The organism is Pseudoalteromonas sp. SM9913, from assembly GCF_000184065.1.
GTDB lineage: Bacteria > Pseudomonadota > Gammaproteobacteria > Enterobacterales > Alteromonadaceae > Pseudoalteromonas > Pseudoalteromonas tetraodonis.
Genome location: NC_014803.1, coordinates 745,147 through 767,496, shown reverse-complemented (window position 1 = coordinate 767,496; position 22,350 = coordinate 745,147). Strand labels below are relative to the sequence as shown.

At 40.8% G+C, this 22,350-nt stretch carries 19 protein-coding genes; 4 read left to right on the top strand and 15 right to left on the bottom strand.

All coding sequences use genetic code 11. The annotated features are described in order from the left end of the window. Position 1: 1 nt before the first annotated feature. Positions 2–769 (bottom strand): flagellar motor protein PomA, encoded by a 768-nt coding sequence (gene pomA, locus PSM_RS03525; protein ID WP_016900636.1) that lies wholly within the window; start codon positions 767–769, stop codon positions 2–4. Between the two features lie 303 nt (positions 770–1,072). On the opposite strand from pomA, the gene xseB reads away from it, so the two are divergent. From xseB to dxs, 3 genes are all read left to right on the top strand, one after another. Then, the gene (xseB, locus tag PSM_RS03520) at positions 1,073–1,315 is read left to right on the top strand and encodes an exodeoxyribonuclease VII small subunit (RefSeq protein WP_008110204.1); all 243 of its coding nucleotides are present in this window, start codon (positions 1,073–1,075) and stop codon (positions 1,313–1,315) included. A gap of 2 nt (positions 1,316–1,317) precedes the next feature. After that, positions 1,318–2,205 carry a (2E,6E)-farnesyl diphosphate synthase gene (ispA, locus tag PSM_RS03515; protein WP_013464235.1) on the top strand — a complete coding sequence of 296 codons (888 nt, stop codon included), beginning with the start codon at positions 1,318–1,320 and terminating at the stop codon, positions 2,203–2,205. 115 nt (positions 2,206–2,320) lie between these two features. After that, complete coding sequence (dxs, locus tag PSM_RS03510; RefSeq protein ID WP_013464234.1) at positions 2,321–4,183, top strand: 1-deoxy-D-xylulose-5-phosphate synthase; 1,863 nt, start codon at positions 2,321–2,323, stop codon at positions 4,181–4,183. Positions 4,184–4,245: 62 nt separating this feature from the next. Here dxs and PSM_RS03505 read toward each other — a convergent pair whose 3' ends face one another. From PSM_RS03505 to PSM_RS03440, 14 genes are all read right to left on the bottom strand, one after another. After that, positions 4,246–7,332 (bottom strand): ligand-binding sensor domain-containing diguanylate cyclase, encoded by a 3,087-nt coding sequence (locus tag PSM_RS03505; protein ID WP_013464233.1) that lies wholly within the window; start codon positions 7,330–7,332, stop codon positions 4,246–4,248. A gap of 31 nt (positions 7,333–7,363) precedes the next feature. Beyond that, complete coding sequence (locus PSM_RS03500; protein ID WP_008110211.1) at positions 7,364–7,849, bottom strand: phosphatidylglycerophosphatase A family protein; 486 nt, start codon at positions 7,847–7,849, stop codon at positions 7,364–7,366. Next, a complete protein-coding gene (gene thiL, locus PSM_RS03495) occupies positions 7,846–8,820 on the bottom strand; it encodes a thiamine-phosphate kinase (RefSeq protein ID WP_008110214.1) in 975 nt (324 codons plus the stop codon). Before thiL ends, PSM_RS03500 begins: the two co-directional genes overlap by 4 nt. Positions 8,821–8,903: 83 nt before the next feature. After that, positions 8,904–9,317 (bottom strand): transcription antitermination factor NusB, encoded by a 414-nt coding sequence (gene nusB, locus PSM_RS03490; protein WP_008110215.1) that lies wholly within the window; start codon positions 9,315–9,317, stop codon positions 8,904–8,906. 15 nt (positions 9,318–9,332) lie between these two features. After that, positions 9,333–9,797 (bottom strand): 6,7-dimethyl-8-ribityllumazine synthase, encoded by a 465-nt coding sequence (ribH, locus tag PSM_RS03485; protein ID WP_008110216.1) that lies wholly within the window; start codon positions 9,795–9,797, stop codon positions 9,333–9,335. A 93-nt stretch (positions 9,798–9,890) separates the two neighbouring features. Beyond that, positions 9,891–11,003 (bottom strand): bifunctional 3,4-dihydroxy-2-butanone-4-phosphate synthase/GTP cyclohydrolase II, encoded by a 1,113-nt coding sequence (gene ribBA / locus PSM_RS03480; RefSeq protein ID WP_013464232.1) that lies wholly within the window; start codon positions 11,001–11,003, stop codon positions 9,891–9,893. Between the two features lie 28 nt (positions 11,004–11,031). Next, positions 11,032–11,685, bottom strand: coding sequence for a riboflavin synthase (locus PSM_RS03475; protein ID WP_013464231.1), 654 nt, complete (start codon positions 11,683–11,685; stop codon positions 11,032–11,034). Between the two features lie 24 nt (positions 11,686–11,709). Then, complete coding sequence (gene ribD / locus PSM_RS03470) at positions 11,710–12,837, bottom strand: bifunctional diaminohydroxyphosphoribosylaminopyrimidine deaminase/5-amino-6-(5-phosphoribosylamino)uracil reductase RibD (RefSeq protein WP_013464230.1); 1,128 nt, start codon at positions 12,835–12,837, stop codon at positions 11,710–11,712. 2 nt (positions 12,838–12,839) lie between these two features. After that, on the bottom strand, positions 12,840–13,289 hold the full coding sequence (gene nrdR, locus PSM_RS03465) for a transcriptional regulator NrdR (protein WP_010390928.1): 450 nt from the start codon (positions 13,287–13,289) through the stop codon (positions 12,840–12,842). 107 nt (positions 13,290–13,396) lie between these two features. After that, entirely contained in the window at positions 13,397–14,653 is a 1,257-nt protein-coding gene (gene glyA, locus PSM_RS03460) for a serine hydroxymethyltransferase (protein ID WP_013464229.1), read from the bottom strand. A 267-nt stretch (positions 14,654–14,920) separates the two neighbouring features. Further along, entirely contained in the window at positions 14,921–16,204 is a 1,284-nt protein-coding gene (thrC, locus tag PSM_RS03455) for a threonine synthase (RefSeq protein WP_013464228.1), read from the bottom strand. Positions 16,205–16,215: 11 nt separating this feature from the next. Continuing rightward, a complete protein-coding gene (thrB, locus tag PSM_RS03450) occupies positions 16,216–17,151 on the bottom strand; it encodes a homoserine kinase (protein WP_013464227.1) in 936 nt (311 codons plus the stop codon). Positions 17,152–17,160: 9 nt separating this feature from the next. After that, a complete protein-coding gene (thrA, locus tag PSM_RS03445; protein WP_013464226.1) occupies positions 17,161–19,578 on the bottom strand; it encodes a bifunctional aspartate kinase/homoserine dehydrogenase I in 2,418 nt (805 codons plus the stop codon). A 230-nt stretch (positions 19,579–19,808) separates the two neighbouring features. Continuing rightward, the gene (locus PSM_RS03440) at positions 19,809–20,177 is read right to left on the bottom strand and encodes a response regulator (protein ID WP_013464225.1); all 369 of its coding nucleotides are present in this window, start codon (positions 20,175–20,177) and stop codon (positions 19,809–19,811) included. Positions 20,178–20,553: 376 nt separating this feature from the next. Here PSM_RS03440 and PSM_RS03435 point away from each other — a divergent pair, with 376 nt between their 5' ends. After that, positions 20,554–22,320, top strand: a complete 1,767-nt coding sequence (locus PSM_RS03435) for an ATP-binding protein (RefSeq protein ID WP_013464224.1) — start codon at positions 20,554–20,556, stop codon at positions 22,318–22,320. The last annotated feature ends 30 nt before the right edge of the window (positions 22,321–22,350 follow it).

Here is a 22,350-nt window from a genome sequence, read left to right as displayed (position 1 = left end):
ATTATTCCTCAGTATTGACTGCGCGTTTTGATTCAGCTAGATAATTTTTCAAGATCCCTTCAATTACTTTAGGATTTTGCCCGTCTTGAATACCTAATACTGCATCTAAAATTAAGCGCTGATTCATGGCCTCTTCGTCTTTACGCAGTTCAAGTTTTACCTGAATAGGAATGGCTACAACGTTTGCTAAAAACGCACCGTATAATGTGGTTAACAACGCAACCGCCATTGCCGGTCCGATAGCTTTGGGGTCATCCATGTTCGAGAGCATAGCCACTAAGCCTATCAACGTACCGATCATCCCCATTGCAGGTGCAATATCACCTAATGATTTAAATAAGGTTGCCCCCATTTCATGGCGAGTGGTGGTTAACGAAATATCTTTTTGTAATGTTGCACGTACCACATCAGCATCATGTCCATCTACTAGCATATCAACGCCTTTGCGCATAAAAGGATTTGGGATTTCGGCTTCTTCTAAGGCTAAAAACCCGCCTTTTCGAGCAGAGTCAGCTAATTCTACCGCTTTTTCGATTAATGCTTCAGGAGGCTCAATTTTAAACATGAACGCTTTTGCACATACTTTACCAATGCCAAGAAATTGCGACATGGTAAAATTAGATAAAACGATAAAAAGGGAACCACCAAATACAATAACCACAGAAGGGGTATTGTAAAACATAGCGACTTCACCGCTACTACTCATAAACATGGACATGACAATTAAGCCAATTGCGCCAAGGATCCCAATAATGGTTGCTAAATCCACATTCCCTCCAAAGGTTTTATATTTTTTCTTCGCAAGCGTTGTTATTAATTGTTTATCGGCAAGATACTGAAATACTTAAGTGATTTTTATGATAAACGGTAAAATTAAGATTAGTTATATTTTAGATCAACATAGGTAATCAATCTAATTAATCAAAATTAATAATTTTAAAAAATAACGTTGAAACGCAATAAAACCCAATCAACAGCATTTATCTATCAAAAAACAATATCATTCTTTGACCTAGTTTAGCATTCCCCCTAAAATTGGCGTCTAAATTTATTATGTAAGTTGAAAATAAAGATGGCGACTAAAAAACCTGAAAATTTAAGTTTCGAACAAGCACTAGAAGAGTTAACAACAATTGTCAGTGAAATGGAACAAGGTGATTTATCGCTTGAACAGTCTTTAAAGCAATTTGAGCGCGGTATTGCACTTGCGAGCGCATCTTCAGGCAAACTTCAACAAGCTGAGCAAAAGGTGTCGATATTAATGGGTAATGACGAAAAAGCACCGCTTACTCAGTTTGATAACGATATGGAATAATCGTGAGCATAAAAGAACAAATAAAACTCGCTCAAGATGATGTAGCTAATACGCTCAACCTTTATTTTGAACAACCTCTTGAAAGCGACAATACTATAAAAGAAGCCACACATTACAGTGTAATGAATGGTGGTAAAAGACTGCGCCCGTTTTTAGTGTACACCACAGGTAAAATACTCGGTGCTGACAAGCGTGATTTAGATGTACTTGCCGCAGCCATTGAATGTATTCATAGTTATTCATTAGTGCATGACGACTTACCTGCTATGGATGATGATGATTTACGCCGTGGTCGCCCTACATGTCATATTGTATACGGTGAAGCACAAGCGATTTTAGCTGGAGATGCACTGCAAACTTTAGCATTTGAACTTATTGCTAAGCACACATTTAAATGTTCGACTGAAGCACAATTAAAAATGATCGCAGCACTAGCGCATGCATCGGGGTTACAAGGTATGGTTGCCGGACAAGGCCGCGATATTGCAGCAACCGATAAGGTTATTACTGTTGATGAGTTAGAACGCATTCATAAACTTAAAACCGGTGCGCTAATAAATTGTGCGATCACTCTTGGCGCACTGTGCGCTCCTAATACAAGCCAACAAACTTTAGATAACTTATCAACTTTTGGATACGCTATAGGGCTTGCATTTCAAGTTCATGACGATATTTTAGATGTTGAGGGCGATACGCTTACTTTAGGCAAGCCACAAGGGTCAGATATTGCAGCGAATAAAGCGACATACCCCGCTTTATTAGGTATGCTAGGCGCTAAGCAAAAAGCACAAAATTTAATACAACAAGCCCATGAGGCATTAGCTAACATTGACGCAGACACAACAGATTTAGCGGCATTGGCTAACTATTTAATTGAACGTGACCATTAAATACAGCTAAAACGTATTAACTCTTAGTATAAAATTATTACTGAATATTAAGTCGCCTTTTAAACCTCGTTTGTTTTGAGGAGGGTTAATATTAGCGAAGGATATATAAAAAACCATGACACTTGATAGCAGCAAGTATCCATTACTTGATTTGGTGAACGAACCAGCCCACTTGCGAGACTTAGCACAAGATAAGCTTCCTGCATTTAGCCATGAATTGCGTGACTATTTACTCAATTCGGTATCGCAAAGTAGCGGTCATTTAGCGTCTGGTTTAGGAACCGTAGAACTTACCGTTGCACTACATTATGTATACAACACACCCGAAGACCGCTTGGTCTGGGATGTGGGTCATCAAGCTTATCCGCATAAAATACTGACTGGCCGTCGTGATCAAATGCATACCATTCGCCAAAAAGACGGATTACATCCTTTCCCTTTTAGAGATGAAAGTGAATACGACACCTTTAGTGTTGGCCATTCAAGTACCTCAATTTCTGCGGCGTTAGGTATGTCTATTGCTGCACAAAAAGAAGGCAAAGGGCGTAAAACAGTCGCGGTAATAGGCGATGGCGCAATTACTGCTGGTATGGCCTTTGAAGCAATGAACCACCTTGGCGATGTTAAATCAGACATGCTGATCATTTTGAACGATAACGAAATGTCGATATCTGAAAATGTCGGTGCGTTAACCAATCATTTTGCGCGTATTTTATCAGGTAGCTTTTATACCAACATCCGCGAAGGCAGTAAAAAGCTGCTCTCTGGTGTACCGCCGGTAAAAGAGCTTGCCAGCCGTATGGAAGAACACATTAAAGGGATGATGATCCCGGGTACTTTTTTTGAAGAATTAGGTCTAAATTACATTGGCCCAATTGATGGACATGATGTGAATATGTTGGTTGATACGCTGCGCAATATGCGTAACTTAAAAGGCCCACAGCTTTTACATATAAAAACCCAGAAAGGCAAAGGTTACAAGCCTGCCGAAGCCGATCCGATTGGTTATCATGGCGTACCAAAATTTGATCCTGCAACATCAAGCTTACCAAAATCTAAGCCAGGTGCGGCGACTTTCTCAAATGTGTTTGGTGATTGGCTTTGTGACATGGCCAAGCAAGACAGTAAGCTCATGGCAATCACGCCAGCTATGCGTGAAGGTTCAGGCATGGTACGTTTTTCTAAAGAGTATCCAGAACAATACTTTGACGTAGCAATAGCAGAACAACACGCTGTTACTCTTGCTGCAGGTTTTGCTTGTGAGGGCTTAAAGCCCGTTGTGGCTATCTATTCTAGCTTTTTACAGCGCGCGTACGATCAACTAATTCACGACGTTGCACTGCAAAACCTACCGGTATTATTTGCTATAGACCGCGCCGGTATTGTTGGAGCCGATGGTGAAACCCATCAAGGCGCCTACGACTTAAGCTTTATGCGCTGTATACCTAATATGGTCATTATGGCCCCAAGTGATACTAACGAATGCCGTCATATGCTTTATACAGGCTATCAAGCTAATTGTCCTGTTGCTGTTCGTTACCCGCGTGGTAGTGCAGGCTCAGCAGACATTCAAAGCACTATGCAACAACTTGAAATGGGTAAAGCGAATGTAATTAAAAAAGGTACTAAAGTGGCTATATTGTCATTTGGTACCTTGCTTGAAAACGCACAACTTGCCACTGATGAGCTCAATGCCACTCTAGTAAACATGCGATTTATTAAGCCACTTGATACGGCATTAATTGATGAGCTGATTAATGATCACGATATTATTGTAACCCTAGAAGATAACGCGATTGCGGGCGGTGCAGGCTCTGCAGTTAATGAATATTTAGCGAGCATTAAAGCCGATGTAAAAGTGCTTAACTTAGGTATTCCTGATGAATTCATTAAACATGGCACACAACAGCAAATGCACGATGAAATGGGGTTAGGTGAACACGGTATTTTAACTTCAATTAAATCATTTATGAGCTAACACTTATCGTGTTTAATAAAAAAGGAGCCATTGGCTCCTTTTTTATTGCTCATCTATAACCTCTAGCGCATCCATACCTTAATATCGGCTAGACCATTGCTTTGTAACAAACCAATTTGCTGTTCAACATTGGGGTTTTGCTCAAACTCAAATGCATCTAATTGCTCGTCAAAGGTAATATTAGCGACGCCATCGCCGCCGCGTTTTTTAACTTGATGTAATGCTATGTCAGCTAGATTAATTGATGTTTCCCAGCTAATAACTTGCCCACCTAAGAGAGGTAACGGATAGAACGACCACCCGACTGACGCTGTTATATTGGTTGTTTCACCGTTAGGAAGCTGAAACGAATAATCTGTAATTGCTTGGCATAATTCATATACATAGCTGTCGATTAAATTACATTTAAAATCGCGCAATAACAGTAAAAACTCATCACCACTCCAACGGGCAACATAATCAGAACCTTGTGTACGCGAGTTAAGTAATGCCGCTACTTGTTGTAAACAGCTATCTCCAGCAATAGGGCCATAGGCATCGTTAATGCGGCTAAAGTTATCTAAATTAATAATTAACAACACCAACGATTTACCTTGAGCCTGCAATGACTGCGAGTTACGCTGAAAATGCTCGATATCTTTTGGTAGTTGATCAAACAAAAAACGGCGACTTCTCAGCCCTGTTAGCTCATCAGAGTGACTAACAAGTTTAAGCTGAGAGTTTACTTGGTTTAATTTATCGTTTGCTTGGCGAAGCTCAAGGGTTCGCTCAGTAATAAGCCCCTCAAGAACCTGCTGCTTACGTCGCTCTTGAATTTTAAATACCCAAAACACCAAATAAAAGAGCAACACAAAACCACTGGTGATCAGTAATCTAAAATATATAGTTTCACCAAATCGTTCAGGCACCACAAAAGCGTATTCGGCCGATTGCGCTTTGCCCCAATCTTCACCTTGACGTTTTGTCTCTAATTCAAATAAAAACATACCTGCTGGTAAGTTAGTGTAAATTGCTTCTCGGCGGGTATTTGCATAGCGCCAATCATTATCAAGTCCATTGAGTTTATACCTAAACTCTATACTTGCAGGTGCATAATAATCGATAGCGGTATAGGTAAGCGTTACATCACGCTCGTCAGTTTTAAGTACTGGCTTTTTACCTAACGCAGCCGCAGCAAGTTTTCGTGATGGCGTGGTTAAAGTTTCTATAGTTGGTTTAAGTGAACGCAGTCCAAATAATTCTACGTCTTTAGGAATTTCTACAACGCCTTGCAAGCTGGGATACCAAATTGAATTATCCATATCAACCACCGCATCATGGCCTAAACCATTACAGCATTGACTTGCTTTACCATCGAGCTGTCGATCAAATGAAGAGATCACTTCCTCCACTTTTAGGCTTTCAATGTTGGCTTTGAATTGCTCAACTGGCATGCGATAAACCCCTTTCATGGTGCTTACCCAAATGCGTTTTGTAGTATCATCGTACTCAAGACTAAATATAGAACCATATGGCAGCCCATTGGCGGCATCTAATTGCTGCCACTGCCCTTGTCCACTGCGATAAAACAAACCATCGTTAAGCGAGCCAATTAAAATCCCCACGCCTTTAATGTGTAAAATGCTAGTAACGTACGCACTTTCCAAAGTGGTTTGGTCGCCTATTTTTTCTATCCCGCGTTCAGTAAAGTAATACGCCCCTTTACTGGTACCAATCACCCCAAAATTTGGTTTATCTAAAACATAGGTTACAAACTTACTGCCTAAAAAAGCATTGTACGCAAAAGGGTTTAACCCGTTGTAATTTAAACGATATAAGCCTCGCCCAGTGCCCACCCAAAAGCCGCCTTTAGTCGACGTACTAATAGCAAATACAGGATTATCACTTAGCGCACGGGCAGGGAAACTATATAAGGTATTCGACTCGTAGAAAAACAAACCTCTACCAGTGGCAACATAAAGACGATTGCCGTCAAACTGTAAGTCATGTACTGAGGCGTTACCATACTTGGTACTGTTGATGACATTGATAAACGTTTTATCGGCATCGAAATAGCCTACGCCGCTTTTGTTGGCAATCCATAACTTACCATCTGGTGATTTACTAATGGCCATAACCGCTTCGGTCATTTTAGAAATGGCTGAATGGCGCTCTATTCGCCCTTCGTGAGCAAGCCAAAGTCCCTCACTAAAACTCGCTAACCATATATTATTTTCATCATCTCTAAATATATCGGCAAACCAAATACTTTGATCTAATTGACTGGGCTCAACCCATTGCCAATCATCCGACTTCCCTCTGAACAATAAGCGCCCATAAGTCGATACCCACAAGCCACCATTGCCATCACTCATAAACTTATAAACGGCTGAGTTGTTAGCGTTAGGCAGCGGAAATGGGCGTAGCTCATCATCTAAATCTAAAAAGTAAGCGCCTAGCTCAGAAGCAAGATATAAATTGCCATTTAAAAAGGATAAGTCGTGAACAATTGTTTGTGCTAAACGATCAGGCAAGGCCACTTTAGCGGTAAGCTCTAAGCGCAATTTAGAAAAATCAGACGCGCTTTGCGTCAGGCGTAATAAATTACGGTCGTTAACCAGCCAAATTCCCTCTGGTGAGAGCGCCATTTTACTGACTGACCCTACTATTTGGGTGATCGCAGTGGCATTTACGATAGGGCTCGGATTGTTTAGCTGGTCGCGCAGCTCTATCTGGCCTCTGTCTATGTAATAAAGCCCATTAGCTGCTATCCAAATACTGCCTTTAGAGTCTTCAAGAATATCTCTAACAGGGCCTTTAATATTAAACTCTTGTGCGGTTAGCTTTTCTGGGTCTATAACAACTAGGCCGTTTTTCGTGCCTATCCATAATAGTCCTTGGCCATCAATCAGTAATTTATTGATGCCATTGCTCGGTAAAAACAGACTATTTTGAGTGTTGTAATTAGTAAAAGTGTTACCATCAAATCGGCTTAATCCGAATTGCGTACCAAGCCACATGTAGCCTTGGTTATCTTGCACCACACTTTTGAGGGATTGTGAGGGAAGTCCGTCTTTAATGTTCCATTGTTTAACTACGTAATCAGTAATTGAAGCCGTACTTGGCATGGCACACATCAAGAGTACACAAACCAATAAAAATCGCATCATAGTGCTGCCACCTAGTTAAACAAATAATAAATTAAAAGGGTAGTAAACCTACTTTTATCAATGCTTGCAAACAAATAAGCGAAAAAATACCTGCAAGTACATCATCGGCCATAATACCAAACCCACCATGAGCACGTTTATCAAGTATACGAATCGGCCCTGGCTTTGCTATATCAAAAAAGCGAAATAGTAAAAAGCCCACTAATAATGTTTGCCAATTCAGTGCTGCACCAATCATCGTTATATAGTAACCAGCGACTTCATCCCAAACAATAGCGGGGTGGTCATGAACTTGGAGGTCATCAGCTGTTTTTCCACATGCCCAAATACCAAATATACTGATCACCACCGCAAATACAATTTGTAACCATAACGGAAAATGCATGGTAATAAAAATAAACGGTAACGCCGCTAAAGTACCAAATGTACCTGGGGCTTTAGGCGCAAGCCCTGTACCAAAACCCAAACCAAAAAATTGATGTGGGCGTTTTAAATTAAATAATCGGTTTTTATTCAAACCTGCTCCTTGGAAAAGTGCTCAAAGCCTTTGTGCTCAAAAACAAACTTTTCACCTTGGTGTAATAATTCTATATTCCCGTCACCACTTTTGATTTGGCCGATACAGGTTGCTTCTACACCGTATTGGCGCAACTTAATATCGAGCATACTCTTATTACTGTCTGGGACGGTATAAAGTAGTTCATAGTCATCGCCATAGTTGAGTATAAAAGGAAGCTGTTGCTCAAAATCAAGACTCGCTTGCATCGCATCAGAAGTAGGTACATTTTCAATATTGATTGTTGCACTGACCTGTGACAAATCCAAAATGTGACCTAAATCAGCAAGTAAACCGTCTGAAATATCAATAGCTGATGACGCTAAGCCACGCAAAGCTTGTCCGGCGGCCACGCGTGGCGTTGGAAAGTTTAAACATTTATTAATATGCTTTAAATGTTCAGGTGCAACTGGCAAACCTTGTTTTTTTGACTCAATTGCCAAACCAGCATCACCTAGCGGTCCGGTTACAAAAATCCAGTCGCCCACTTTTGCGCCACTTCGACGCAGTGCTTTACCTTCAGGAACCGTGCCTTTTGCACAAATAGTAATACTGAGTGGACCTTGAGTCGTATCGCCACCAATAATTTGTACATTAAAGTACTCAGCAATTTCATGCATGCCGTCAGTCAGCTCTGCAATCCATTGTGGATCGATACTTGGCAACGTGAGTGCAACCGATACCCATGTAGGCTCTGCACCCATGGCAGCTAAATCACTTAAATTTACTGCCAGAGCTCGATGCCCTAATGCGCGAGGAGAGATATCATGAAAAAAATGCACCCCAGCAACTAAGGTATCTGTTGTTACAGCAAGCTGACAGTTTGCTGGTACTGTGACAAGCGCACAGTCGTCTCCAATCCCTAAATTAACATCGCGACGAGTGATACCGCGACCTTTAAAGTAGTGATTAATTAATTCAAATTCCTTCATACACAAAAAAGCCGGCCTATGCCGGCTCTCCTTTTTAACGGTTATTTATAACAACTCACTGAATTAATATGCAGCTTAAGTTGTTATGACTTGCGTAACTGTTTTACAGCTTTATCAAGTACACCGTTTACAAATTTATGGCTATCTTCAGCGCCAAACATTTTCGCTAATTCAATGCTTTCATTGATAGCCACTTTGTAAGGAACATCTTCACGAAATTTAAGCTCGTAGCTGCTTAAACGTAAGATTGCACGTTCAACTTCGTCTAATTCATCAAATGGACGAGTTAAATGAGGCGATACAGCTTCGTCTAGTTGCTTATGATTTACGGCAACTCCACGCGCTAAATCTTTAAAATATTCAACATCAATTTTAGTCACATCGTTTTCGATCAACATTTGTTGTTCGATATCGGCAATTGCATTGCCGCTTAATTGCCATGAATACACGGCTTGAAGTGCTAAGATACGTGCTTTACGTCTTGCTGCTGGTTTCACAAAAATTCCTTAAACTTAAATTTTATCTAACACATTAACCATTTCAAGCGCACCTAAAGCAGCTTCGCCGCCTTTGTTACCCATTTTGGTACCTGCGCGCTCAATTGCTTGCTCAATGCTTTCAGTGGTTAATACGCCAAATGCAACCGGGATATCATACTCAAGCGATACTTGTGCAAGCCCTTTATTTGACTCGCCAGCGACGAGATCAAAGTGAGGCGTGCCCCCTCTGATCACTACACCTAAGGCGATAATTGCATCATATTCTTTTTTTGCTGCAACGCGTTTCGCTGCTAAAGGTAATTCAACCGCACCGGGTACGTAAATCACGGTAATATCGTCTTCTGATACTCCACCAGTACGTTTTAGCTCATCAACAGCACCTGCAAGCAAGCTACTACCAATAAAGTCATTAAAACGAGAAATGACAATGGCAAACTTTTTGCCTGGAGCGTATTTATTACCTTCAATAATTTTCATTTGATAACCCTAAAAATAAGTTTAAGCGATTTCGGTTGCGCAAAAATTGATGCGCATTATACCACATAAATAAAATAATAACCTAGCGCGTAATTATTGTGGCTCTACGTAGTCAACCACTTCTAAATGGAACCCTGATAATGCATGGTATTTTTTAGGTAAACTCATCAAACGCATTTTTTGAATACCTAAATCAGCCAGAATTTGCGAACCCACACCTACGGTGCGCGAAGTACCTTGAAATTTACGTGGCGTCACATTTTCACCCGCATCAGCTGCGGCAAACGCTTTTACTGTGGCTTCTAACTCTTCAGTGCTTTCTTGCTTACCTAAAATAACTAAGGCGCCATTATGCTCAGCAATATAAGCCATTGCTTGCGATAAACCCCAACTACGGTCAGCATTGCGATCAGAGAGTAAAATATCGTTAAAGGTACTTTGTAAATGCACACGTACTAAGGTCGGTTCTTGTTGTTTTATTTCACCTTTAAGCAATGCATAGTGTAACTGCCCATCAATGGTGTCTTTGTATGTCACTAAGTCAAACTCACCATGTTCAGTTGGCAATTTACATTTTGCAACTTGCTCAATTGTGGTTTCGTTTAGGTTGCGGTACTCGATTAAATCAGCAATGGTGCCAATTTTAATATCATGTTGCTTAGCAAATACTTCTAAATCAGGACGACGCGCCATGGTGCCATCTTCATTTAGGATTTCTACAATCACTGATGATGGCTCAAGCCCTGCTAAACGCGCTAAGTCACACCCTGCTTCTGTATGCCCGGCACGTGTTAACACGCCGCCTGGTTGCGCCATAATAGGAAAAATATGACCTGGTTGTACAATATCGCTTGGCACAGCGCCTTTCGCGATGGCAGCTTGAACAGTGCGGGCACGATCCGCTGCAGAAATACCTGTGGTAACCCCTTTTGATGCTTCAATCGACATAGTGAAATTAGTTGAGAATGCGGCACCATTATTTTTTACCATTAATGGTAAATCAAGCTGCGAGCAACGCTCTTGAGTCATCGTTAAACAAATTAGTCCACGGCCATGAGTCGCCATAAAGTTAATCGCTTCTGCACTAATGTGTTCAGCAGCAATAATTAAATCGCCTTCATTTTCTCTGTCTTCATCATCCATTAAAATAACCATTTTACCGGCTTTAATGTCATCAATTATTTCTTGTGCGCTGTTTAAATTCATAAGTTGCTCGTATAAGTTGTCAATGTCGTTATTTTATAAAGCCCGCTTTAGCGAGTAAGCTCATCGAAATATCTGAACCCGTAGGTTGCTCAGCCCCTCTGACTAGGCGCTCTAAATAACGTGCTATTTGGTCGACCTCTAAATTAACTTGGGTACCGACTTGAAAATCAGCTATGGTCGTTTGCCCGCTGGTGTGGGGCACAATCGTCAGTTTAAATTTATTACCTTCAACTGCATTAACCGTCAGGCTAATACCATCAATACAAACCGACCCTTTGTAAGGAATGTATTTCATTAAATTTTCATCGGTGGCTAACCAATATTCTGTTGCTCGCGCATTGGCATTAATTGCTGTGATAGTGGCAATGCCATCTACATGGCCAGACACTAAATGACCACCGAGGCGCGAAACAGGTTGCATCGCCTTTTCTAGATTAACGGTTTGCCCTAATGCGTAATGTGCAAACCCTGTTAAGCTAATCGTTTCATTTGATAAGTCAGCACTAAAGCCGTCAATATGCTTATCAACAACCGTCAGGCAGACACCATTGGTTGCAATACTGTCACCTAACTTAACATCACTCATATCAAGGTTTTTACTTTGGATACGAATAGCTAAATCACCTTGTTTTTTTTGTAATAACGCAATTTTACCTGTCGCTTCAACTATTCCAGTAAACATAGTGCTACTCTTTATATAAAATGATTAATGAGCTTTTTTTAGTGCTGTGATACGTAAATCATCACCGATTGGCACACACTCATTAAAAGTTAAATTAATGGTATTTTGCATACTCATTAACTCTGGGAAATTTAGTAAACTTTTAGCATCGCTGCCCATTAATTTAGGAGCAATGTAAAAAACAAACTCATCAATTAAATCAAGTTCTGTCATTTTACCGGCCAGTGTCGCTCCGGCCTCTAGCCACACATTATTAAACTGCAATTGGGCAAGCGTGTGTAACACGGCCAGTAAATCTACTTTATTATTATTTTCAGGTACTTCAATCTGTTTAACAAAATGAGGCCACTGATGCGATTTATCAACCTTGGTGGTAAATATTATCACCTCACTTTGAATTGAAAATAAGGCAAGATCAGGGGTAAGTCTGTTTTGTGAGTCAATAACAACGCGAACCGGTTGGCGCAGTGGTAAATCAGTTGGTAAAGAATACGGTAACTCTTCTGGGCGCACATTTAATTTTGCATCATCCATTAATACCGTATCGGCACCGGTTAAAATTGCACAGCTTTGTGCTCGGTATAGTTGCACATCTTGGCGCGCTGCGGGGCCAGTTATCCATTTACTTTGCCCGTTTTTAAGCGCCGTTTTACCATCTATACTTGCGGCCATTTTGCAAGTCACAAAGGGTAATCCCTGCTCCATGCGCTTAAAAAACCCAAAGTTTAATGCGCGAGCTTGCGCTTCAAGTAACCCGTAAGCGACTTCTATACCAGCATCCGCTAAAATTTTCAGACCTTTGCCTGCAACTTGCGGGTTGCTGTCAACCATTGCGGCAATCACTTTTTTAACACCGGCTGCTTTTAGCCCTTCAGCACATGGCGGTGTTCGACCATAATGACTGCAAGGCTCAAGTGTTACATAAGCGGTTGCACCTTTGGCATTTTCACCAGCCATAGTCAGTGCGTTTACCTCTGCATGACCTTGACCCGCTAACCGATGAAATCCTTCACCTATTATTTTATTATTTTTTACGAGTACGCAGCCAACATTAGGATTAGGAGTGGTGGTAAAGCGCCCTTTTTTTGCCAGTTCAATAGCGCGAGCCATGTAGCGTTTATCATCCTCTGAAAACGAACTTTGCTTGGTCATTACTATTCCCCTAAGCGGGCTATTTCTTCACCAAATTCGCGTATATCTTCAAACGAGCGATATACAGAGGCAAATCTTACATAGGCCACTTTATCTAACTTTTTAAGTGCTTCCATAATGCACTCACCCACCAAATGGCTAGACACTTCGCGTTCGCCAGTGGCTCGCAGCTGCGATTTAATAATATTAACCACTTCGTCAACTTGTTCAGTGCTTACGGGGCGTTTTTCGAGGGCGCGAGTTAAGCCATTTAGTAACTTATCTTCATTAAACGGTTCGCGGCTGCCATCTTGCTTGATGACCCGTGGCATCACTAATTCAGCCCCTTCAAAGGTGGTAAATCGTTCGTGGCATTCATTACATTCACGACGTCTACGTACTTGGTGTCCCCCACCTACAAGGCGAGAATCAATAACTTTAGTATCTTTGGCGGTGCAAAATGGGCAATGCATAACTGTGTGTTTCCGTTTTAAAAACAAAAAATGGCCGCTATTATAGCGGCCATTATCATAACAAAAATGTGTGCAGTTGTGATCTAAATTACTATTTTACTCTTGGATTAAGCGTAAACAGGTAATTTTGCACAAATTGCTTTCACTTTTTCTTTTACTTGCGCTTGTACTGACTCATCTTCGATGTTGTCTAGTACGTCACAGATCCAGCCCGCTAACTCTTTTGATTCAGCTTCTTTAAAGCCACGACGAGTGATTGCTGGTGAACCAATACGCAAACCAGAAGTAACAAATGGTGAACGAGGATCGTTCGGTACTGAGTTTTTGTTAACCGTGATATTCGCGTTACCTAGGGCAGCATCTGCATCTTTACCTGTGATATCTTTGTCGATTAAATCAAGTAAGAATAAGTGGTTGTCAGTTTTACCCGATACTACTTTGTAGCCGCGCTCTTGTAATACGGCAACCATTGCTTGTGCATTTTTAACAACTTGTGCTTGGTATGTTTTAAACTCAGGTTGAAGTGCTTCTTTAAATGCAACCGCTTTAGCAGCAATAACATGACATAAAGGACCACCTTGGCCACCTGGGAAAACAGCGCTGTTTAGCTTTTTGTAAATTTCTTCATCGCCACACGCAGAGATGATTAAACCACCGCGAGGACCCGCTAATGTTTTGTGTGTTGTGGTTGTTACAACGTGAGCAAATGGCACTGGGCTTGGGTAAACACCCGCAGCAATTAAACCTGCAACGTGCGCCATATCAACAAATAAGTAAGCACCTACTTTGTCTGCAATTTCACGGAACTTAGCCCAATCAACAATACCTGAGTATGCAGAAAAACCAGCAATGATCATTTTTGGTTTGTGCTCAAGTGCTAACGCTTCAACTTGTGCGTAATCAATTTCGCCAGTTTCTTCGTTAAGGCCATACTGAATTGCGTTGTATGTTTTACCAGAGAAGTTAACGTGTGAGCCGTGCGTTAAATGACCACCGTGCGCTAGGCTCATGCCTAATACAGTATCAAGTGGGCTTAAAAGAGCTTGGAAAACAGCAGCATTCGCTTGTGAACCGGCATGAGGCTGTACGTTTGCGTAATCTGTACCAAATAATTCATTTGCGCGGTCAATAGCAAGTTGCTCAACCACGTCTACGTGCTCACAGCCACCGTAGTAACGTTTGCCCGGGTAACCTTCAGCGTATTTGTTAGTCAGCTGAGAACCCTGCGCTTCAAGTACGCGTGGGCTACAGTAGTTTTCAGATGCAATTAACTCAATATGCTCTTCCTGACGTGATGTTTCTTTGCTCATCGCGTCAAATAACTCTGGATCAAAGTCCGAAATATTCATGCTACGTTCTAACATTGGGGTCTCCTGGGCAACGTGTATGGGTATTTTTTAGAGGCTTTATTGTACGCTTAAAACGACGTTTTGCCTACGCTCTTAAGTTGAGGATATTTAAACAGGGATTGAAACTATTTCACAGCATTTTGATGATGATATTTTTTTATAAACTAATAACAATTTTAAATGAATTCTATTTACTACATTTATATAGCTTATGCGTTATGTTTAAAGCGATGCATAAACAAACAAAAAAGCGGCCTAAGCCGCTTTTATTATCTGCCTTTTTTAGGCAAGCTTTTTAAACAACTCTGTACGCAAAATATCATAATCGTTGTGCATATCAGTGGCTAAACACGGTTTTGCTAATGCATCAGCTAACGGCTTTGGCATATCTAATTCAACATTAAGGATATCCTCAACGCTGTCTTTAAATTTGGCCGGATGCGCAGTCGCTAAAAAAATCCCCACAGCATCTGCTGCCTTATTTTCTACAAGACCTTGGTAAGCAATTGCGGTGTGAGGCTCTGCAATATAGCCAAGCTGTTGAATTTTTTTCATCACTGTTTGTGTTTGCTGCTCATCAACACTCACCGAATAAAAGTTATCATAACTAAACCAGTTATTATCTAACATTGATTGCACACGTGGCCAGTTATTAGGTTTACTCACATCCATTGCATTTGAAAGCGATTCAATTGTCGCATTAGGCGTCCAATTTTTATCAAGCATAAAGCGCGGTACTGTGTCGTTTTGGTTTGTAGTCGCACTTAGTTTACCAACTGGCATACCAATAACCGCGCCAATCATAGCCGCACACACATTACCAAAGTTACCACTCGGTACTGAAATATGCGCTGTAGCACGCTTTTCTTTTGGCAGCTGTGCAATGGCTTCAAAGTAATAACACACCTGCGCGACTAAACGGCTAATGTTAATTGAATTTGCTGAGTTTAAACCTAACTTCGATTTTAGCTCTTCATCTAAAAATGATTTTTTAACCAATTCTTGGCAATCATCAAAACTACCCTCAATCGCATAACAGTGAATGTTGTCACCAAGCGTTGTAAATAACTTTTGCTGCGCTAATGAAATTTTACCTTTAGGGTATAAAATAACGACATCAATATTTGGTTTGTTATAAAAAGCATGCGCTACGGCAGCCCCGGTATCACCCGATGTTGCAGTTAAAATAGTGACTTTTTCACCTTGATTAAATTGCGCCAAGCACTCGGCCATAAAACGGCCACCAAAATCTTTAAATGCCAGTGTTGGCCCGTGAAATAACTCTAAGCAATAGGTATTATCTTCAACTTCCACCAGCTTAACCGGAAAGTTAAACGCATTCTTAACCATCTGGGCAACAGTATCACTTGGTAGCTCGTCACCAATAAGGTGCGATAAAATTTTGCCGCTGCGAGTAACAAAGTCCATATCTAGTAATGCATCAACATCACTTAATGGCGCTAACGACTCTGGAAAAAACACACCTTGATTACGCCCTAGTCCTGTTTTTACAGCTTCAACAAACGACACTTTTTGTGAATATTCTTTTAAATTATGTAATTGCATGACTCTTTATCCTATAAAACATTTAATTGACGCGTGCCGTCGTTATCTAATTTACAAATATGGCAAAAGCCTTGTTCGTTGATGTAATTTTCCTCTAGCCACTGCGCGCATTGCTCTGCCGCTTCAAGCGTTTTACATACACTAAACAAGGTCGGCCCTGCGCCTGAAATACTCACAACTTCAGCACCCAGTGCTGGTAAGCTTGCTTTGGCATCACTAAAGCCGCTTATAAGTGGCGCACGGTATGGCTCTGCTATTTCGTCTTTCATAATGCTTAATGCATCATCAAAACGCCCTGTTAACAGTAAGCTACTAAACGCCGATAAACGCTGAGCAAACTCAACCCCGGCATGCATACTTAGCTCTTTTGGTAAAACAGAGCGCGCTTTTGCGGTATTGAGCGAAAAACCCGGAAATGCGGCAACGTAATACCAGCTTTCATCAACAGGTAAAGCAATAGATTTATCAGGAATTAAATCACCGGTTAACTGTAAGCCACCTAAATAACACGGTGTGATGTTATCGTAATGGCGCCCCCCACTTACAACTGCTTCAAAATCTGCCATAAGCTCAATGAGCTCTACTTGGCTTAAATTAGTTTTGGCAAATTTATCCAGTGCTGCAAATGTCGCCACCACAGAGCAGGCACTTGAGCCTAATCCCGAACCAATCGGCAAATTTTTCCTAAGTTCGAGCTTTACCGCAGGCATATCAGGCGCAACATGCGCTCTAAAGTGCACTAAACACTGATACGCTAAATTTTCTTGCGCATCACTAGGTAGCTTATGTGCATAGTCGCCTGTACAAATAAATTCATCACTCGATGCGGCACTAACAACCGCCACATCACCTAATAAACCGCCATCAATGGGCGCAAGTGCGGCGCCCAGCGCATCAAAGCCAACGGCAAAATTACCAATAGACGCCGGAGCATATACTTCAATCATGACTGACTCCTAGCGAGATAATGTTTTTAATATGTCTGCAAATACACCCGCAGCCGTTACTGCAGAGCCAGCCCCATAACCACGAATTACAAACGGACGCGGTTGGTAGTATTGGCTTAAAATAGCCAGCGCATTTTCACCATCACGAATAACATTCAATGCATGTGATGAATCCACCGCTTCGATTCCGACCTTACAGTGACCATTTTTAATTGTGCCTACATAGCGAAGTACTTTACCTTCACTTGCTGCACTTTGAACACGGTCGTTAAAACCAGCATCTAAGCTAGGTAATTTCGCCATAAACTGCTCCACATTGTCACCTTGGGCAAAACCTGGCGGTAAAACCGACTCCACTTCAATATCGCTAAGCTCTAATTTCATACCGGCTTCGCGTGCAATGATCAGTAATTTACGTGCTACGTCAGTTCCCGATAAGTCATCGCGCGGATCGGGCTCTGTAAACCCGCTTTCTTTGGCTTTAATTGTTGCTTCAGAAAGTGATAAACCATCTTCTAGTGCTCCAAACATGTATGAAAGCGAGCCTGATAAAATACCACTAAACTCAAGTAACTCATCACCTGCACCAAACAACGATTGCAAGTTATCGATTACAGGTAAACCTGCACCTACGTTAGTTTCGTATAAAAACTTTCGATTATTTTTATGTGTTGCTGCAATTAAATCTTGGTAATACGTATATGAGCTCGTGGTGGCTTTTTTATTGGCAGCCACAACATGAAAACCTGCATTTAAAAAATCTACATATTGTGCAGCTAAGGCATCTGATGAAGTACAGTCAACTAGCACTGGATTAACTAAATGATTTTGCTTAACAAACTGCTCGACCAGTTTTAAATCAAACGCTTGCTCTGACTGCGCCAGTTTTTGCTGCCAATCATCAAACGCAATCCCCTCACCATCAAGGTGTAATTGACGAGAGTTGGCAACACCATATAGGTTTAATTTAATATTACGCTTTTCAAGCCATGCTTGTTGACGCTCAAGTTGGTTAATTAGCTCTTGGCCGACTAAGCCACAGCCCAATAAAAACACATCAATTGAAGGCACATGAGTAAAGAAGTTTTCATGGCAAATTTTAACCGCGTCATTACATAATTCACCGTCAATAACGGCTGAAATAGCACTTTCTGTTGAATCTTGCGCTATGGCAACAATGTTTACTTGCGCTTGTGCAAGCGATGCAAAAAACTTAGCCGCTAACCCCTTATGGGCACGCATGTTATCACCAACTAACGTTACTATTGCTAAATTACGTTGCACATTTACCGGCTCAATGAGCCCCGCTTTTGACTCTAAGTCAAAGGCTACTTGCAACGCACTTAACGCTAGATTTAAATCGCTTTCATGCACACAAAAGCTAATGCTAAATTCACATGATGACTGGGTAATGAGTACAATTGACACGTTATCATGCGCTAATGCATTAAATACTTTCGATGCCATGCCCACTTTGCCCTTCATACCAGGGCCTGAAACGGTCAACATAGCTAAGTTTTGTAGGCTTGAGAGTGCTTTTACTGGTTCATCAGATACCGTATCGTTACTAATTAGTGAGCCTTGCGCATCTGGGTTATGAGTGTTTTTAATTTCGCATGGCACTCCAGCTTTTGCACACGGTAGGATAGTTTTAGGGTGCAACACTTTAGCGCCAAAATAAGAAAGCTCCATCGCCTCTTTGTAAGATAGGAAATCAACCTTAGTGGCTTTTTTGATATAACGCGGATCGGCGCTGTATACACCATCAACGTCAGTCCATATTTGGCACACTTGCGCCTCTAAACACGCCGCAGCAATCGCCGCCGAGTAGTCAGACCCATTACGACCAAGCGTTGTGAGCTCCCCTTCATCATTACTTGCAGTAAAACCAGGCATAATGTAAACCGTCGCAGGGGATTCTTTTAACACAGCTTGAAAACGTGCCTTACTGGCCACTAAATCCGCTTCTGCGTCTATGTATCCGCCGGTTGAAACAATACAATCTGTTGCTTGTAAATAATGCGCGTTATGATCGGCTAATAGACTTTGCATTAGCGATACGCTAACACGCTCACCAAAACTAATAATGAATGCTCTGACCTGATCAGGGCAGCACTTTATCAGTGCAATACCATCAAGCTTATTTTTAAGTTCGTTAAAGTCAGGCCAGTTTTGAACTGCTCCTTGCTTTTCCTCTACCGCTGCTTTAAGCATGTTGCATCGGCTAGCCAGTGAATGCCATTGTTCGCTAAAGTCATGCCCCTGCTCTGCAGTACTAGCTAAATTAACTAACGAGTCAGTCATGCCACCTGGGGCTGACAGTACTAGTAACATTTCATCTTTTAATTGTGCCTTAGCGAGTGCAGCAACTTGCTCTAAACAGGCAAAATCAGCGAGCGATGAGCCGCCAAATTTTAATACGCGCATTTTTTATGTTTCCTCATTCCATAAAACGAAAAAAGGCCTGTGTTCTAAGTGAACACAGGCCTTTAAATTTGTTGCACCGACCTATGCCACTATCCAGTAAGAATGGTGGTTGTAATAATAATGGTCGTTACAAGACTAAATGTTTTCATAAGCTTAAGACTGCCTTAACACAGGCTATTCTGTCAACCCTAAATTAGAAGATAAAACAGTCTTTTTCATCATGAAATTTATTAATAAATGCCAAACTTATGCAAAACGTCGTTAAGTTGTGCTTTATTAATCGGTTTGTGAATAAAATCGATTGCGCCGAGTTGCGCTACGCGATCTCGCATTTTTTGTTGAATATCTGCAGAAATTACCAATACATAAGTTTCTATTTTATTTGCTTTGACCTGCTCAAGCACTGCAATCCCATCCACTTCAGGCATGGTTAAATCAAGACACAGGAGATCGAAATGCCTTTGACGCAATTGCTCCAACGCCTCTTTACCGTTAGTTGCTTGCTGAATATCGGCATCAATACATTCTTTTAAACAGCGCATTACCTGTTTGCGAGCAACGGTGGAATCATCACAGACTAAAATAGAAAAACGCATCATAATGACTCATTAATTAAACTCATACAAAACACCAAAACCCACTGTAAAATTAGTTGGTTGCCCAATCCGCAACAGTCAAAGTTATAACCAAATTAGCAACGAGCAGATTATTTATTGTAACTTTTATTAACGTTATCAATAAAATGCTTAATTGCACAATACAAATTAGTAAATTAACTATTTTCAAGTAAAAAACAGCCTATCCAAACCAACAGTTTTCAAATAGAAACCCCATGGATATAGAACAGAATGATTGCTTATTTAACAACGCTAAATAGCAATATTATAAAATATATGTTTATTTTTAATCATTTATTAACTAATGTTTATAAGCGTACATTAACAGTTGAATAATTTAAGGAAATATAAGCCTCCCATGCCGCAAAAAAGTCTTTCAACAAAGTTACTCACTCGGGTTTTATCAGTTTATTTTATACTGACCTTTGTGGTGACCTGCGGGCAAATTTTCGCAGAGTACGTCAATACTAAAGATTACATACGCGATGAACTTGGCACATTACAAAAGACCTTTGGTAGAAGTTTAACCAGAGCAATTTGGGAGCTAAATATAAAGCAAACCACCACAACCGCCGAAGGATTACTCGATATACCTATGGTTGAGGGGGTTATTATTCGTGACGATAATGGCGCTATTATTTCTCAATTAGGCCGCGCGCTAAATATTCACAATCTTTACAGCCAGCAACTTGTGCAAGAAGATGTCATGGTAGAGGACACCAAAGCCGGTTTATTTGGCTATACATTCCCACTTATTTTTGAGTTTTCAGGACGAGCAACGCAAGTAGGCGATGTTACTTTATTTTCTAGTCGCGATGTAATTTTTAGTCGCATTATGCTCTCTATCTACTTTTTGATTGGTAATGCCATGATTAAAACAACCTTTTTAATCATCTTATTTTTAATTGCATTTAGAAAGTTACTCACTGAGCCCCTTACTCAATTAACCGAGCAAATTGAATACCTTGAGTTAGAAGAGCTTGATGGTCAACAGGTTAAAATAGTCACCGATGAAAATAACGAGCTTAAAGTAATGGAACGCTCTTTTAACAATCTGATTTCGAAGGTTGTTGAGTATAAAAAAGAGTTAAAACAAACTCAGCATGACCTAATTGAAAGCAATCAAAAACTGGATCAACAAAACTTACAACTTGAACAGGATGTTGCGCGTAAAACATCAAATTTAAGCCAAGCAATGATCGATCTACAGCAACAAAAATATGAACTAGAGCGACAAAAAGCAGTTTTAACAGAGGAAGTCGATTTACGAAAGCAAACCGAACAAGAACTGTTAAGCAAACAAACTCAGCTGCAAAGCTCGCTCGATGAATTAAGCTTTGCGCAAGAGCAACTGGTTGGCTCAGAAAAAATGGCGGTATTAGGCGGCTTAGTGGCGGGGATCACTCATGAAATTAATACCCCTATTGGTATTGGCGTTACTGCCACCTCTTTTTTACAAGAGCGATTAACCGAAATAGAAACTGCGTATAAAAATAAATCATTATCGTCTGCGGCGTTAGAAGGCTTTATTAATGATGCAGCACAAAGCGCTCAACTGCTCTCTCACAACTTAGAACGTGCCTCAGATTTAATAACCAGCTTTAAACAAATTGCGGTAGATCAGGCCAGTGAAGCCCTAAGAACAATTAACTTTAAAGACTACATCAACGAAGTTATACGCTCTTTGCACCCACAAATTAAAAAAACATCTCACAGCATTCGCCTACATTGCCCAGATGATTTAATTATTAACTTACCTGCGGGAGTCATTAGCCAAATATTTACGAACCTAATTATGAACTCATTAGTGCATGGTTTTGAAAATATAAACAGCGGCCAAATCACCATAGATGTGAATACTGATGAAAACGACCTCATCATTAATTATCAAGATAACGGTTTAGGTTTAAAACCGGCTCAACTAAAGCGTTTATTTGACCCTTTTTTTACCACCAAGCGTGATGAGGGTGGCAGCGGCTTAGGTGCCCATATTATTTTTAATCTAGTAAAACAAACGCTTAATGGTAAAATTGAAGTAAGTAGTGAGCCTGGGCAAGGGTTACACTACCGTATTTCGTTCCCTAAAAACATGTCATCTCCCCTGCCACTTTTTAAACTCGATTAAGCTAAATCAGCCGTTTCTAGAAGCGGCTTT